The organism is Prosthecobacter sp. (genome assembly GCF_044232965.1).
Lineage (GTDB): Bacteria > Verrucomicrobiota > Verrucomicrobiia > Verrucomicrobiales > Verrucomicrobiaceae > Prosthecobacter.
In genome coordinates this window covers 135099-150535 of sequence record NZ_JBIIKX010000002.1, presented here as the reverse complement: position 1 = coordinate 150535, position 15437 = coordinate 135099, and the positions used below count along the sequence as shown (strand labels likewise).

Here is a 15437-nt window from a genome sequence, read left to right as displayed (position 1 = left end):
TGCACTCCAACACATGAAATCGTTCCTTTTCCTGCTGGCTATCGCTTCGCTCCATGCTGCTGAGCCATCTTTATCCGACGCCGTGCTCCAAAGCACCGTGGATCGCGCTCGCATTCTCTCTCAGGTGAAATGGACGCCTGTCGCGGGGACGATGCCGAATCGGCAGGGCGGGTTCTTTGAGGCGGGGAAGGAGAATGTCGGTGTGCCATACTCCAGCGTGCGGTCGGAGGGGCGCTACATCGGTTTTGACATCGGATTGCGCACGTTTCTCGCGGCGGTGGAGAACCCGCAGAGCGTGCTCTACACGGAGAACCTCACGGGCAAGGTCTCGAACGCCGCAGCCTACTACGGCAGCGTTTGCTCCGCTTACACCAGCTATGCGTTGGGCTGCGGGATCTGGGAGGTGAGCCGCCGCTACGGTCCGCAAATCAGCGATGGCATCCGGTTGGTCGAGCCGCAATCGGCGGACGCCGCGCAGCCGGGTGATGTGATCTACACGCCGCATGCCACCGAGACCTCCGGCTCGCATGTGGAGATGGTCACGGCGGTCATCAAGGATGCCGCGGGTCGCGTGATCTCCGTGCGCGTGGATGAAAGCCGCCCGCCGACCACCGCCACGACGGAGCGCAGCGCCGTCGCCTTCAACGCGCATCTCGCCTCGCGGAACAAGCAGCTCTTTCGCATCACGGATCGCGAGGCGTGGCGCGGCTCGAATCGCTCTGAGCCGTTGCTTTTCCCGAACTACGAGGCCGATGCCGCGAAGCCGACGATCAATCGCGCTCTGCTCCTCGATCTCGGCGACTGGGTGCCGTATCAGAAGAGCAAGCCTGTGAAGTTCAACGTCATGGACCGCGATCAGCTCGGTGTGAAATCGCTCGTCATCCGTCGCGGCGACCAGGTGGTGGAGGAGATCGCTCTCGAAGGCCCCGGCGTGCATGAGCGCACCTTGGACATCTGCGGCGACTACACCGCGCAGGTCATCCATCGCGATGGAAAGCCCAGTCAGGCCTGTGAGTTCGCCGTGTGTGATCTCCAGCTCACGCTGCCAAAGGACAAAGTGTCGATGAAGGGCGGCTGGGAGGTCGCTTTCAGTGAGGAGAACATCAAACCCATCGTCATCTACCTCTGGAACGAGGCCGACAGCTACGGCCGTCATCCGCTCTTCCTGACCGATGAGCAACGCCGCGCCGGATCACTCACCATTCCCGCGAATCTGCTCCAAAAGCCCGGCAAGCTGCAAGTCTGGCTCATCGGCGAACACAAGCTCGGCCGTCTGAAACTGCGGAAGGACATCACGATGGTGCCGTGAGGCCCGGCTCCAGGTCCTTGACTCGTAGTTTAACTCCGTGTAGCTAACCCATGATGAATCTCCAAGAAGGCCAGACATTTCTCTCGCTGTATCTCGACCCAGGACGGGTCGAGTTTGCGGCCGGGTCGGCTCGTGACGTGGCTTCGAGCGAATTTTGGCAGCGGGAGACGAAACGACTGGGCCAAGTGCCGACGCCTCTTGCCGTAGCCGCGCTCATGGCCCGGTGGGTGATGTCCGCCAAGCCGGAAATCGTGCTCGATCCGGCGGCGGGGCTGGGAAACTTGCTCCATGCTTGTGCTGACATTCGCGACGGCGTCAAATTGGTCGCCGTGGAGCGTGATGAGGACACTTTTCAGCAAGCAAAACGCACAGCACCGCATGGCACAAAGCTGATTCTTGCGGATTACCTGTTCGCCGAGTCGGGGCAGTTCACGGGCATCATTGCCAATCCGCCGTATGTGAAGTCACAGCGTCTTGAATACTCCGAAGCCGAGTGGCGCTACTTTGATGAGCGATTCGGTGTGCCACTGGATCGGTTGACGAACTTGTATGCGATCTTCTTGCTCAAGATTTGGGACGACTTGGCTCCCGGTGGGCGGGCTGCGGTGCTGCTGCCGGCGGAGTTCATGAATGCTAACTTCGGAGAGGAGATCAAAGAGCGACTGCTCAATGAAATGCGTCCTGCGGGTCTGGTCGTCTTTGCGCCGGAGTTGAACTTGTTTGCCGATGCGCTGACCACTAGCTCGATCATTTTTCTGGAGCGTGGCGGCGCTAAGGATCGTCCCATAAAGGCGATGAAGGCATCGTCACTTGTAGCGGCGGTGAATTTTGTCGGTGAGTTGCTTGGAGAATCAGTGGCTGCATCTGCCCCGGCCATCCACGATCTGCGCACCTTCGATCCCCGCGAGAAGTGGCTGAACGCCTTGCTGGAGAACGAGCCATCGAAAGATCTTCATCATCTGACTCAAAAGATTGGCGATTACTTTCAGTGTCGGCGAGGCATCGCGACGGGAGCCAACGACTTCTTCTGCCTTAACGAATCGCTTTTGCACGAGCATCGGCTGTCGCAAGAGCACATTGAACCTTGCGTCACAAAGGCGACCGATGCCGATGGCATGGTCTTCACTCCTCGCAAGCTGACCCAACTGGCGAACTCGGATCGGCGCTGCTACCTGCTCAGTCCGCGAGCGAATGGATCTGAACTCGATTCCTATCTTCGCGTGGGTCAAGAGCTTGGCATTCATGAGCGGCATCTGCCAAGTCATCGTCCAGTTTGGTATCAGCCTGAGAACCGTGCTGTGGCAGATGTGTGGGTTGCTGTGTTTTCGCGTGAGACCGTCAAGTTCATCCTCAACACCTCGGGAGCAAAGAACCTCACCTGTTTCCACGGCCTGTATGCTCGCAACGGCCACAACAGTCTTGCGCCTTTGCTCGTCTTATTCCTCAACAGCTCATGGGGTCGCATAGCCTTCTCGCAAGTGAACCGTTTTTATGGAGACGGCTTGAACAAGCTTGAGCCGAAGGATGTGGAAGCTATGCCGTGCCCGACGCTGCCTGCCCAAACGAAGGAACAGGCAAAGCAGCTCACCGCCCGTCTGATTGAGCTTGAATCAGTGCCTGATGACGAACGTCGCCAAATCATGGACCGTATGGTGGCAGAGCTACTGGGCTTGCCCGTCATCAATCCTGCTGAACCTAAACAGCAGGCAGAAGCACCCGCCGGGCCGCTTCCGGGTCCAGCGAAAAACCTCCGCCGCAGGGCACCACGAAAGCGTCGTGCCGCCCCAGTTCAGTGACGCGATGCTCAGCTTCAAATCGAGGCAGTTCCGTGGCTGTGCCGATCTTGGAACCGCTGGTGATCGGAATCATGATCGTTGCCTTCTCTTGGCTCTTGGCGGGTGTTTCGATGGTGAAACCAGAGCCGCCGGAGATGATGGAAAAGATGTCGAGGAAGTTGATGGCGAAGATCGAATCGAAGAACACCTGACAGTAGCTCTGCACGACGCCGTAACGTTCCAACCATCGATACACGATGATAAGGTCTTCCACCTTCACGGTGAAGCTCGGGGTTTCGCACGCAGCCTTGTTACCAGCCTCACGCTGCTGCTGACGCACTCGCATGTAGGTCAGTGCCTCGAACTTGCTGGAACGCACTTCGATGGATGCGAGACCCTGATTCACGAAGGCGTCACTGTCAGCATGGCTCAGTTCTGAAATATCGTCTGGAGCGGCAACATTGCCTGGCAAGAGAAGCAAGTCGGGCCGCTTGCCGAAACGTCGTGTTTCCTCGATACCCGCAAGATACCTCGCCTTAAAGTCAGGGTGGCCTGCAGCAATCCGATCCGTGTTTCCATACTGCACGATCTTCAATTCCGGAAACACAGGACGAAGCGCAATAGACAGGCTGTGCTCCGCCCAATCACCCATCGCTCGATTCGCGAGGAACTCCGAACGCGCATCCGTTGGCACCGTAATTTTCTTTGCAGGTGGACTGCCTTCGCCGCCGAATCCCAGATGCCTCGCTTCGATTCCCTTACGCTCCAAAGTCGCGATGACTCCAGGCACTGTATCCTTCAATTTAGCGAGGTAAGCGGTATTCATTTTGGTTTCTTCCCGTCAAAGGTGAACAGATCACGAACCTCCACTTTCAGGGCATCCGCGAAGCCCTGAAGTCCAGCCACTGAAGGCGCATTCACACCTCGCTCGACCAGACTGATGAACTCAACCGAGCAACCAATCACCTCTGCCAGAGCCTCCTGAGTGAGTCCCTGCTTCTTCCGCAACGCGGCGATTCGCTGTCCGAGTTTTTTCTGCAACACGGAGTTTAGCTACCACCTGGTATTGATGTTAACCACGGAGCTAAACTACGGGTTAGAGCACGAACATTCTCCCAAAGCCACAATGACACGCCGCAAGTTGCCAATGCTTGGGCCGTTCACAGGACACACCATGCTCCCCCAATCTCTGCTCATCCTCACCAGCCTTTGTTTGGCATTTGCTTCGCTGGATCTTGTCGCTGCGGCGCCGGTTTTTCGAGCGGGGGCGGCCACGAGCAACATCACGCCGACCATTGCCGTCGAATCGGGTGCTCGCACCAGCCGACCGCCGGCGACGCACGTGCATGATGAGCTGCAGGCCCGTTGTCTTGTGCTCGACGACGGGGAGGCGAAGCTGGCGCTGGTCGTGTGCGATTTGCGGCATATTTCGGCGGAGGTCGCGGCTGCGGCCAAAGTGATCATCGAAAAGACGACGGGTATCCCGCCGCAGTGCGTGGTTATTTCGGCGACGCATTCGCACACCACGGGCGGCGCGAAGCTGGAGGAGCGCGAGGGCGAGCCGTATTTTGAATACAGCGCCTTCCTCACCCGCCGCATCGCCGACGGTGTGCTACGGGCTCACAATCAGTTCGAACCCGCGCAGATCGGCTGGGGCGTTGTCGAGGAGCCGACGCAGGTCTTCAACCGCCGTTGGTTCGTGAAGCCTGAGCGCGGCCCGATTTACGGAGCCCACGACAACGTCGAGAAAGTGGATACGAATCCCGGTTACAGCGGTTTGTTGCGAGCCGCTGGACCGGTGGATCCGCAGATCACCTTTGTCTCGGTGAGATCGACTTCGGGAAAGCCGATCTCGCTGCTCGCGTCCTACGGGCTGCACTATGTTGGCGGCGTGCCGCCCAATACGATCTCGGCGGACTACTTTGCGATCTTTGCTGATCGCGTGGGTGAGCTGCTCGGTGCGGACCGGCATCAAGATCCGCCGTTTGTCGGCATCATGGCCAACGGCACCAGTGGCGACGTGAACAATCTGGAGCGCTACTCCGACGAGGAACTGGCGAAGCGCGGGCCGCAGCCGAAGAAGAAGTATCAACCCTTCGAAAAAGCCCGCGAGGTGGCCGATCTGTGCGCCAGCAAGGTGATGGAGGCTCACAAAACCCTGAAATGGCATGATCATGTGAAGCTCGCCTCGGTGCAGCGCACGTTGACCTTTGAGCGTCGCCACCCGACGAAGGAAGAGGTCGCGTGGGCGGAGTCGGTGAAGGCGAAGCGCATCAAGCCGATGAGCACCAGCCGGTATAGCACCTACGCCACCGTGCTTGCCTATGCCTCGCCGGATATGCCGCCGACGATCGATGTGATCGTGCAGACGCACCGCATCGGCGACCTCGCCGTGGCCACGATGCCGTTCGAGGTCTTCGCGGAGATCGGTTTGGAATTGAAACAGCGCAGCCCGATCCAGCCTCTGATGAATATCTCCATCGCCAACGGTGCCCACGGCTACCTGCCGACGCCTGAACAGCACAAGCTCGGCGGCTACGAGACGTGGATCGGCGTGAACCATGTGCAGCTCGATGCCTCGGTGAAGATGGTGAACGCGCTGGTCGAGATGCTCGGCGAGCTGGCGGTCAAGAAACCGTGAAACGAGGCCGAAAACGCATTCAAACATGAAGCACACGCTTACCCTCATCGCCGCTTTGCTGGCCGCCTTTGTGACTGCAAGCGCCGTGGACCTCGTTCTGGTCGATAAAGACAAACTGCCCATCCCGATCGTCGTTTTCAAAGACGCACCACCGCGCACCCGCGATGCGGCGGTGAAGCTGGCGGATTACATCGAGAAGATCAGCGGCAAAAAGCCGTTCGTGTTGCTCGGTGCATCGGAACCGATGCCAGCGAGTGCCATCTGGATCGGCGTGCAGCCGGAGGTGAAGGCGTTGTTTCCCGAGACTGACTTCGACTTCAAACATCCGGAGGAAACCTTGATTGTGGCGAACGAAAAGCATGTCGTCATCGCCGGACGCGACCGCTGGGACCCACAGCACATGGAGGCGAAGGGGCGACTGAGCACCAAGACCGGCATGCAGCAGGAGTATGGCACGGCGAACGCGGTTTTTACGTTTCTCCGCGACCAGCTCGGCGTGCGGTGGCTGTGGCCGGGGGAAGAAGACGTGATCAAGAAAGAGCACATCGCCATCGCGGCGTGCGAGGTGCGCTTTAATCCGCAGATCCGGGCGCGAGCGGGTCTGTTCACCAAGCTTGAGCTGGGTGATCACAAAGAAGGCCCCGACATGGAATGGGCGCGTGTGCAGCGATTGCAACTCGACTCCATGGAGCTCGATGGTGGACACGGTTTTGGTCACTGGTGGGAGAAGTATTCAAAGACGCATCCCGGCTACTTCGCCCTCCAGCCTGACGGCTCGCGCAGTCCGCATCCCACGCCCAACAACACCAAACTCTGCGAATCAAATCCCAAAGTCTGGCAGCAGTGGCTCGCCGAGGTCGAGGAACAGCTCCGCGAAGATCCCACGCGGCGCGTTTTCAATGTGAGCGAGAACGACGGCTACGACTTCGGGCATTGCGTGTGCGCGGACTGCCTCGCCAAAGATCACCCGGATGGTGAAAAGTTCACCTTCCGCTGGCGCGGCAAGCAGGAGGAACGCCCGGCGTTGACGGACCGACAGGTCGTCTTTGCCAACACACTCGGGCGCATGCTCAAAGAGCGGTATCCCGACAAGGACCTTTATGTCCAGCTCCTCGCTTACGGCTACTCTCGCCCTGCGCCTATCGCGGCCGTGCCGGATGACAACGTCATCATTGCCAACGTCGGCAACTTTGCGATGCGAGGAGCAAAAGAGCGCGAGGTGCCGATGCAGCAGCACACTGCGTGGGCTGCCAAAGCGAAGCACATCATGTGGCGGCCGAATCTCGGCAATCCCGCAGGTGTGAGCTGGGGCATGCCTGACGTGCCGATCACGCAGTTGGCCGAAGACTTTCGCTTTGCGGCGAAAACGCAGTGCATCGGCCTCTACTTTGACATGTTCTGGTATCACTGGTCCACGCAGGGGCCGCTCTACTACGCGCTGGTCCATCTCGCGTGGAACCCGCACACGGATGTGAAGGCGCTGATGGACGACTACCACCAGCGCACCTACGGCCCCGCTGCGGCGGACATGAAAGCCTACTGGGAGCTGCTGGAGCGCACGCGCATGGAGTTCGTCGCCGAGAATCCGAGTCCCTTCCGCGCTTTTGATGTTCCCCAGAAATACACCGCCGAACTCTTCGCCAAAGCACAGGCACATCTGGACTCCGCTGCTGTGAAGCTCGTCACTGCGGATGAAAAATTCCGTCGCCGCCTGCACTTCGCCCGCTGCGGCTTTGAGTTCACCAAGCTCTGTGTCGATACCCGCGCGGCGATGCAGCAGCTCGAGGCCAGCAAAGGCAAGGACGAGGCAGCCAAAGCCCGTGTGCTCGCCAACTGGGAGCGCACCGTGATCATGCAGAAAGAGTTCCCGCGCTATGCGATCAACTGGATGGCCACCTTTCACACACCCGGCTCTGCCCCCGGCGGCAAGCGTGACAAACGCAGCGAAGGCCTGCACCCCAATTCCCCCATCACGCCCTACACGCTCAAGCGCATGCAAGCCGTGGGTTTGGAGTGAGGATTCGCCCACACCAGAATGAAATGCCTCTCGATTCTCGCTGCCACATGGCTTTTGCCATGTCTTTCGCTCTTCGCCGCTGAAAAGCCGATCACCCTCTGGCCGGATCGCGCTCCCGGAGCACTCGGAACCTCGCCAAAGGACATCCCGACTCTCACACCGTATCTCCCCGCCAAACCGAGCGGCGCGGCGATGCTGCTCATCCCCGGCGGCAGCTACAGCGGCATTTATGAAGGGCAGGCGGAGCCCTTCGCGCTTTGGCTGAATGAGCATGGTTTGACCGTCTTCGTGCTGCGTTACCGGCTCGGCAGCGCAGGCTATCGTTATCCCGCGCAGCTTCAGGATGCCGTGGAGGCGATGTTTCAGATCCGTGGCCATGCCGAGAAGTGGAAAATCGACCCGAAACGCATCGGCGTGATGGGTTTCTCCGCAGGCGGGCATTTAGTGTCCACGCTCATCAATCGGCCTGAGGACGGCATGCTTGTAGAGCGGAAGCATCACATCAGCGTACGTCCCGATCTCGCCATCCTCTGCTATCCCGTCATCAGCATGATCACGAAGCCGCACGCCACCTCGCGAAAGATGCTCATCGGCGACTCACCGGCTGAAAAACTCGTCCGCCAGACCTCCAGCGAGCTGCAAGTGAAGCCCGACCTACCGCCCGTCTTCCTCTGGCACACGATGGAGGACAAAATGGTGCCCGTGGAGCATGCCCAGCTCTACGCCGCCGCTTTGCATGCGAACAGCGTCCCCCACGAACTCCATCTCTACCAGGATGGCGACCATGGAACGGGCTTGATTGGCACCGAGCATCCGTGGTTCGCGGATCTGCTGTTCTGGCTGAAGGCGCAGAAGTTCATACCATGACACAAGTCACCGTTTGCCACGTTCCCAGCGCACCATGAAATCCGCGCTCCTCTGCCTCACCCTCTTCGCCCTTGGCTCTACGCTCTTTGCGGCGAAGCCTCACATCATCTTCATGATGGCCGATGACATGGGCTGGGGGCAGACGGGGTATCGCGGGCATCCGGTGCTGAAGACGCCGAACCTGGATGCGATGGCGGCGAACGGGCTGCGCTTTGAGCGGTTTTACGCAGGGAATCCAGTGTGCTCGCCCACGCGGGCCACGGTGCTCACGGGACGCACGAATGAACGCGCAGGCGTGCTCTCGCATGGATATGCGCTGCGGTTGCAGGAGAAAACCATCGCGCAGGCGCTGAAGGGCGCGGGCTATGTGACCGGGCATTTCGGCAAGTGGCATCTCAACGGCCTCAAAGGACCGGGGGCACCCGTTTTGAAAAGTGATCCACGCAATCCGGGCGCGTTCGGCTTCGATGAATGGGTGTCGGTGACGAACTTCTTCGATCAAAACCCGCTCATGAGCCGCATGGGCGAGTTTGTGGAGTTCAAAGGCGACTCCTCCGACATCGCGGTGGGCGAGGCGGTGACGTTCATCGACAAACATCGCGCTGGAGACAGGCCAATGTTTGCCATCATCTGGTTCGGCAGCCCTCACAGCCCCTTCAAGGCGCAAGACAAGGACAAAGCGGCCTTCGCGCATCTCGAAAACCTTTCCCAGCAGCACTACGGCGAGCTGGTGGCGCTGGATCGCGCTGTGGGCACGCTGCGGCAGAAGTTGCGTGACACCGGACTCGCCGACAACACGATGCTCGTCTTCAACAGCGACAACGGCGGCCTCCCCGGCATCGAACCGCCGACTGTGGGCGGTCTGCGCGGCAACAAAGGCACCGTGTTTGAAGGCGGCCTGCGTGTGCCCGGCATCATTGAGTGGCCAGCGATGATCAAGCCGCGCGTCACGAGCTTTCCCGTCGGCACGGTGGATCTCTTCCCCACCGTCGCCGACATCGTCGGCCTGCCAGACAGCGTGATGATCAAGCCCATCGATGGCATCAGCCTGAAGCCGCTCTTCGCCGGAGAAATCGGCGAGCGCACCAATCCCCTCGGCTTCCGCTTCGGCAGCAAGCTCGCGCTCACCGGCCCGCGTTTCAAAATCCTCACGGAGAATATCGAGAAGGCCAGCTTCCAGCTCTACGACATCATCGCCGATCCAAATGAGAAAACCGACCTCAGCACGAAGGAGCCGCAAGTGTTTGAAAAGATGAAAAAGGATCTGCTCGCCTGGAATGAAAGCGTGAGCGCCAGCTTTGCGGGCAAAGACTACCCCGAAAGCAAAGTCACGCCGCCCGATCCGACGTCGATCCCATGGACCGAGCACCCCGGCTACGCGCCCTACCTCGCCGAATGGCAGAAGCGCTGGGAATACAAGAGCGAGCCAAAGACCAAAGGTAAAAAGGGGAAGAACAAGGCAGAATGATGCTTGGGTGAAATGTGCCGGAGTCGGGGCCGTTCACTGCGGATCATGCGTCTCGTCTTGCTCATCCTCCTTTCGTCATTTTCAGTGCTCTGGCCCTCCGAAGCTTTGGCGAAGGATGGGAGGCCAAACCTGCTCTTCATCCTCGTGGACGACCAGTCGCCCTTCGATTTGAAAATGTACAATCCGCAATCGACGCTCCAAACGCCCAATTTGGACAAGCTGGCGGCGCAGGGCATGGTTTTCGACGGAGCGTATCACATGGGCTCGTTCAGTGGCGCGGTATGCATGCCATCGCGTCACATGATCATGAGCGGTCGCACGGTCTGGCACCTACCGCCAGCGCCTTGGGGAGCCAAGACGAGCCCGCCTGCGCTGGAGCAGCAGACGATCCCGGCAGTCTTCAATCGAGCAGGTTACGCCACCATGCGCACCTGCAAAATGGGCAACAGCTACGAGGCGGCGAACAAGCTCTTCACCGTGCGCAAAGACGCCTCCAAACGCGGCGGTGATGATGAATCTGGCAGCGCCTGGCATGGAGACCAGGTCATGAACTACCTGAAGGATCGCGAGGCGACGAAGGACACAAAGCCTTTCCTCATTTACTACGGCTTTTCGCATCCGCACGACACGCGCGATGGCAAACCCGAGCTTCTAGCAAAGTATGGTGCCACGAATCACACCGACGAGGCGAATCCGCCTTCGCTGCACTCCCTGCAGCCACCTTTGCCGCCGAACCATCTGCTGAAGCACCCCTTTGACACCACCGACTCCGGCGTGCGTGACGAAGTGGCCGTCAGCGGTGTGTGGCAACGTCGCGACGAGGCCAGCATTCGCAACGAAATCGGCCGCCAGTATGCGTGCAGCGAGAATATCGACATCCAGATCGGCCGTGTCTTGAAGAAGCTCGAAGACATGGGTGAGCTCGATAACACCTACATCATCTACACCGCCGACCATGGCATGTCGATCGGTCGCCACGGTCTCATGGGCAAACAAAACCTCTACCAGCACACCTGGCGCGTGCCCTTCATCGTCAAAGGACCGGGTATCGCCGCAGGCAAACGCGTGGAGGGGAACATCTACCTCCTCGACGTGCTCGCCACGCTCTGCGATCTCGCCGGCGTCACTCCGCCCGAGACGAACGAAGGCACCAGCTTCAAGCCCGTGCTCACCGGCGAGAAGAAAGTCATCCGAGACGTCCTCTACGGCACCTACGCTGGCGGCGCAAAGCCTGGCATGAGAGCCGTGAAGCAGGGCGACTGGAAGCTCATCCGCTACGAGTCTCCTGATCGAAGCGTGAATCAGACTCAGCTCTTCAATCTGGCCGAAAACCCGCACGAACTGCTCCCCGAGCACGGTAAGCCCAATCTCGCTGCTGATCCCAAACACGCCGACAAGCTCAAGGAGATGGAAGCGCTGCTGCTGGCCGAGATGCGCCGTCTCGACGACCCCTTCCGCTTTTCGAATCAGCCCGGTGATGATCTGCCCACACCTCCCATGCCAGTGAAGAAGGCGAAGGGGAAGAAAAACAAGTAGTCACCTCGATTCCGCCACGAACTCCACGCCGCTGAGGACGGGCTTGGCTTTCGATCCGTGCGCGGACTGGAGCGTGAGGCGCAGGTCTTTGCCGATGACGATGCCTTTGAACTCGCGCACGGCGCTGCCGCCTTCTTTGGCGAGGTCGAAGTTCTTCAGCACGGCCTTGCCTTGCAGCAGGACGTTGAAGACGCGCTCGCCGGGCGGGAGTTGATCGGGATCGCTGAAATGAAGGCGCACGGTGTGCGCCAGCGGTGGGTAATCGACTTTGAGCAACGGCTCCTGCGTCGGAACGATCACGGCTTTCGGTTTCTCCGTCGTCTTCTTTTTCCCGCTGGGCTTGTCGTCATCATCGTCGGACTTTTTAACTGGCTTCACGAGCAATGGACGACGTAGCGAAGGCGTGATGACGATCTCGCCTTCGCCGATTAAGCCGGAGGCGATGATCCACGGCTGGCTTTTGCCTGCATCCGCGATTTGCGTGCTGTGGCGGCGGAACCACGTCACGTCCTTGCCGATGCCTTCAACACCCAGTTGCGGCGCGTTGCCATCACCGACGTGAGGATGTTCAATCCAAAGAGTGCCATCAGGAGCACGGCGATTGCCGGGTGCGCCGAAGTTGATACCCGCGTGAAGGATGCGGTCGCCTTGTTTGCCATCGAGACCGAACTGGCTGTAGCTCCACATCTCCATCTCCGGCATGTGGATGAGCGCGAGCGAGGTCTGGTTCTGATACGAGCAGGAACAGGTGCGGGTGTAATCAGGCGCGTTGAGCACGCCATTGGCCACGACGAGGTTCGAGGTGCAGCCGGATTTGAAGCCGCCGAGGTTCGAGGTGCCGCTCATGCTGTCGAGATCGTAAAAGCCCGCCGCGCCACTGCGGTAGGTGAGCAGGTGCTCGCTGGCGATGATGGTGTTGCAGCCGTAGGTGCGGTTCAGCCGCCACGGCTCCATGTTGCCAGTGAGCGGGTTTTTCACGAGATGTGGATCTCCGGTGAGCAGGCTGAAGGCACCGCCGGAGCTGGTGTAGGAGTTCGCTCCGGTGAGGATGAGCTCGTTGTGCAGGATGCAGGGGCCGGTGTAGGCGCGTTTGAGATCCTGCCAGCGCACGCGGCCCGTTTTGCCTTCGTAAGCGATCATGCCATCGCCGACTTCCGTGGAAAGGCGGTCGCTCGCCTTGGCTCCGGCTTGCAGCAAGACATCATGCTTCTTGGAATAGCCGAGCCAGGTGCCAAACAGATCCTTCTCCTGCTCCCAGAGCACTTTCCCAGTGCGGGCATCAAGCGCGACGATGCGATAGTCCTTGGGCAGATCCTTTCCACGACGCTCCAGCAGGCCCTCGGCATGTTTGGTGAGTTTGTCGAGGCAGTAGATGCGGCCATTGCCCGCGACGATGCCGTTGTGCAGGAAGCTGTGACGCGCCTTCACACGCCAGAGCAATTTGCCGCTGTGCCGGTCAAACACCGCGAGTCCCGCGCTGGCGGAATAGTCCTCGATTGGCGCGGCGGCGCGACTTTTGGCATTGCCGGTTTGCAGGCTGAAGTGAGCGAAGTCGTCTCCACCGATGAGCAGATCATCCAGCACACCGATGAAGGCCCACTGCGCGGGATCTTTGGCGTCTTCACGAAGTTTGATGGTCTTTTTCAGCTCGCCGGTTTGTGCATCGAGCATCTGGCAGTCGCCTTTCAACGCCACATAAACAGCTTCCTGCGTGGCGGCGTAGTTCGTGCCGCGACCATTCGCGCCGGGGATGTGCTTTTGGTTGTAAGCGGTGCTCAGCGGCGTGTCCTCGTAGGTTTCATTGTAGTAGATACCGAAGGTGCCGAGGTCTTCGAAGTCGTGCTTCCAGATGACACGGCCGGTGTAAACATCGCGCGCGCTGAAACTGCTCATGCCCTGGATGTAGAGGCGACCGCCCACGACCTGCTCTGGCGGGCCGTGACCATGACGCGGCAGCACGTCCATGTTTGAGCTGCCACCGAACCACAGCACACCGAGCGGTGCGCGCACGCGGCTGTCGTCGGACTTCACCGTGTTGCCGATGTCGCCATACTGATGCGTCCAGTCGGCCGCGCCGGGGAGCGCACCTTCGCGAATGATGAGTTGATGTGCACCAAGCTTCTCCAGCTTGGCGTTTTCGAGGGTGCTGACATCGGCCGCCTCATCACAAAGCATCACACCGCCGTAAGGCCGCACAGAGGCGTAAGCGGCGGCAAGGTGCTGCCTCGTCGTGATAACGAGATGCGCAAAGTAAGGTGGTGCCTGGAAGGAAAGCGCATCGCCCACATGGAAGCTGATGCGTGTGCCCTGCAAGCCGAGGGCGTCATACTGACGACGCAGCGCATCGACCTTCACCTCGTCTTTCTCCACCACGGTGATCTGCATCTGGGAATCGCTGAGCAAGGCATCGAGCAAGCCCGTTTCACTCGCTCCGAAGATCAATGCATGCCCGCCTTTGTCCCCTGCCCTCTCCAGCAAAGCTTGCGCGAGCTTGGAGGCTTCAGCAGGCGCTGTGGCGAGCTTTTGCGGCTTTGATGCGAGGCTTCCGAGGTTCTTGCCGCTGCCATACACTTGAATGCGGCCATCTTGCGTCACCGCGATGAGCTTTCCATTCGCAGCCAGCAGACGGAGCACCTCACCTTTGACTGGCAGTGTCCATGCCACGCGTGGCTTTTCGCCTAAAGCGATGGAGCTGAGGCTGCTTTTGCCTGCGGCGTAGAGATGATCGCCCGCCTTGATGAGATCGCCTGAGCCGTCTGCCTTCACTTCCCAGAGCACTTTTTCACTCGTGCCGAGTTCGCGCACTTTGTCCGCGTCCGAGTCGAACAGGCGGCTGCCATCAATGACCGGCTCGTTCATCACAGACTTGCCCTGCGTGCCGGTTTTGAGGTCATAGACACGCACACCGCGCTCACGCGTGTGGACATAGAAATAATTGTCGCCAGCAGCCACAAAGGAGCCGCCATTGCCCTTGCCACCATCATTCAGATGGAAATAACGCAACGCACCTGTGGCGAGATCGAAGCCCGCAGGCACCGAGCGTCCACCCGGCACGAGCAGCGTGTCTTTCGTCGCCACCAACGCACCTTGCGGAGCCACACCGGCAAAGGATGAGGCGCTGTGCGGCTGCTTGATGAAGTCCGCGCCGGTGCCGTCGTTCACCCACACGACCTTGCCCGTTTCCGCATCGAGCGAGTAAAGGAACGTGCCCATGAAGGGCCAGATGCTCGCGGCAAAATACACTTTGCCTTCGCGAATCACCGGCCCGCCGCGCGCAGGCCATGCGGAGATCAGGCGATTGTTCCCCAGCGCCTTGCGAGCCGAAGGTGCGCCGCTGAAGGACCACACCGCTTTGCCATCATCAGCATTCAAGCAGTAGAGATGGCCGTCATCGCTCGTGATATACACTTTGCCCTGCCAGCACACCGGTGGCAGGCGCACCGGACCACCGGTGAAAAACGTCCACACCTCCGCGCCCGTGCTCAGATCCAGCGCCACCACCTTGTCGCGATCATTGAAGCCGATGAACATTCTGTCGCCCATCACCACCGGCTCGAAAACCTTGTCATACGGCATCAAATCGTGGTTCAGCGGATCATCCCACACCTGCTCACGGGGTGAATACAGGCGTTCCCATTCGAGCTGGAGCTTGGCGGGCAGTTTTTCACTTGAAGCCGCTGTGCGACCGGCATCATAGCGCCACATCGGCCAGTCGGCGGCGTGTGCAGCGGTGGAAAGCAGGAGCAGAAGGCAGACGGGCAATTTCATGGACAGGAATCAACGAGGCAAGCAGGGCAATATTGCCCCAGGCGGCTCGTTTCACC

Annotated in this window: 10 protein-coding genes; 7 read left to right on the top strand and 3 right to left on the bottom strand. The window is 59.8% G+C overall.

Features of this window, described 5'->3' with window-relative positions; all coding sequences use genetic code 11:
* Positions 1 to 13 precede the first annotated feature (13 nt).
* Positions 14 to 1309: a hypothetical protein gene (locus ACILSI_RS01520; RefSeq protein WP_395720069.1), complete on the top strand. Its 1296-nt coding sequence runs from the start codon at positions 14 to 16 to the stop codon at positions 1307 to 1309.
* A gap of 50 nt (positions 1310 to 1359) precedes the next feature.
* Complete coding sequence (locus tag ACILSI_RS01515) at positions 1360 to 3105, top strand: class I SAM-dependent DNA methyltransferase (RefSeq protein WP_395720068.1); 1746 nt, start codon at positions 1360 to 1362, stop codon at positions 3103 to 3105.
* On the opposite strand, the gene ACILSI_RS01510 is transcribed toward ACILSI_RS01515, so the two are convergent.
* On the bottom strand, positions 3005 to 3910 hold the full coding sequence (locus tag ACILSI_RS01510) for an AccI family restriction endonuclease (RefSeq protein WP_395720067.1): 906 nt from the start codon (positions 3908 to 3910) through the stop codon (positions 3005 to 3007). The two genes, ACILSI_RS01515 and ACILSI_RS01510, sit on opposite strands and share 101 nt — an antisense overlap.
* Positions 3907 to 4125, bottom strand: coding sequence for a helix-turn-helix domain-containing protein (locus ACILSI_RS01505; protein WP_395720066.1), 219 nt, complete (start codon positions 4123 to 4125; stop codon positions 3907 to 3909). The genes ACILSI_RS01510 and ACILSI_RS01505 overlap by 4 nt, the downstream gene beginning before the upstream one ends.
* A gap of 133 nt (positions 4126 to 4258) precedes the next feature.
* Between ACILSI_RS01505 and ACILSI_RS01500 the strand changes: the two genes are divergently transcribed.
* From ACILSI_RS01500 to ACILSI_RS01480, 5 genes are read left to right on the top strand one after another with little or no spacing between them, the layout of a single operon-like run.
* Positions 4259 to 5725, top strand: a complete 1467-nt coding sequence (locus ACILSI_RS01500) for a hypothetical protein (RefSeq protein ID WP_395720065.1) — start codon at positions 4259 to 4261, stop codon at positions 5723 to 5725.
* Between the two features lie 25 nt (positions 5726 to 5750).
* Positions 5751 to 7742: a DUF4838 domain-containing protein gene (locus ACILSI_RS01495; RefSeq protein ID WP_395720064.1), complete on the top strand. Its 1992-nt coding sequence runs from the start codon at positions 5751 to 5753 to the stop codon at positions 7740 to 7742.
* An 18-nt stretch (positions 7743 to 7760) separates the two neighbouring features.
* Positions 7761 to 8609: an alpha/beta hydrolase gene (locus ACILSI_RS01490; RefSeq protein WP_395720063.1), complete on the top strand. Its 849-nt coding sequence runs from the start codon at positions 7761 to 7763 to the stop codon at positions 8607 to 8609.
* Between the two features lie 34 nt (positions 8610 to 8643).
* The gene (locus tag ACILSI_RS01485; protein ID WP_395720062.1) at positions 8644 to 10077 is read left to right on the top strand and encodes a sulfatase; all 1434 of its coding nucleotides are present in this window, start codon (positions 8644 to 8646) and stop codon (positions 10075 to 10077) included.
* A 45-nt stretch (positions 10078 to 10122) separates the two neighbouring features.
* Positions 10123 to 11613 (top strand): sulfatase-like hydrolase/transferase, encoded by a 1491-nt coding sequence (locus ACILSI_RS01480; RefSeq protein WP_395720061.1) that lies wholly within the window; start codon positions 10123 to 10125, stop codon positions 11611 to 11613.
* Here the strand turns inward: ACILSI_RS01480 and ACILSI_RS01475 are convergent, their stop codons facing one another.
* The gene (locus ACILSI_RS01475) at positions 11614 to 15381 is read right to left on the bottom strand and encodes a PQQ-binding-like beta-propeller repeat protein (protein WP_395720060.1); all 3768 of its coding nucleotides are present in this window, start codon (positions 15379 to 15381) and stop codon (positions 11614 to 11616) included.
* Positions 15382 to 15437 lie beyond the last annotated feature (56 nt).

Coding starts and splice junctions, on each gene's coding strand:
- ACILSI_RS01515 (WP_395720068.1), top strand. CDS start 1,360: ATGATGAATCTCCAAGAAGGCCAGACATTTCTCTCGCTGTATCTCGAC.
- ACILSI_RS01495 (WP_395720064.1), top strand. CDS start 5,751: ATGAAGCACACGCTTACCCTCATCGCCGCTTTGCTGGCCGCCTTTGTG.
- ACILSI_RS01490 (WP_395720063.1), top strand. CDS start 7,761: ATGAAATGCCTCTCGATTCTCGCTGCCACATGGCTTTTGCCATGTCTT.
- ACILSI_RS01500 (WP_395720065.1), top strand. CDS start 4,259: ATGCTCCCCCAATCTCTGCTCATCCTCACCAGCCTTTGTTTGGCATTT.
- ACILSI_RS01485 (WP_395720062.1), top strand. CDS start 8,644: ATGAAATCCGCGCTCCTCTGCCTCACCCTCTTCGCCCTTGGCTCTACG.
- ACILSI_RS01520 (WP_395720069.1), top strand. CDS start 14: ATGAAATCGTTCCTTTTCCTGCTGGCTATCGCTTCGCTCCATGCTGCT.
- ACILSI_RS01480 (WP_395720061.1), top strand. CDS start 10,123: ATGCGTCTCGTCTTGCTCATCCTCCTTTCGTCATTTTCAGTGCTCTGG.
- ACILSI_RS01475 (WP_395720060.1), bottom strand. CDS start 15,381: ATGAAATTGCCCGTCTGCCTTCTGCTCCTGCTTTCCACCGCTGCACAC.
- ACILSI_RS01510 (WP_395720067.1), bottom strand. CDS start 3,910: ATGAATACCGCTTACCTCGCTAAATTGAAGGATACAGTGCCTGGAGTC.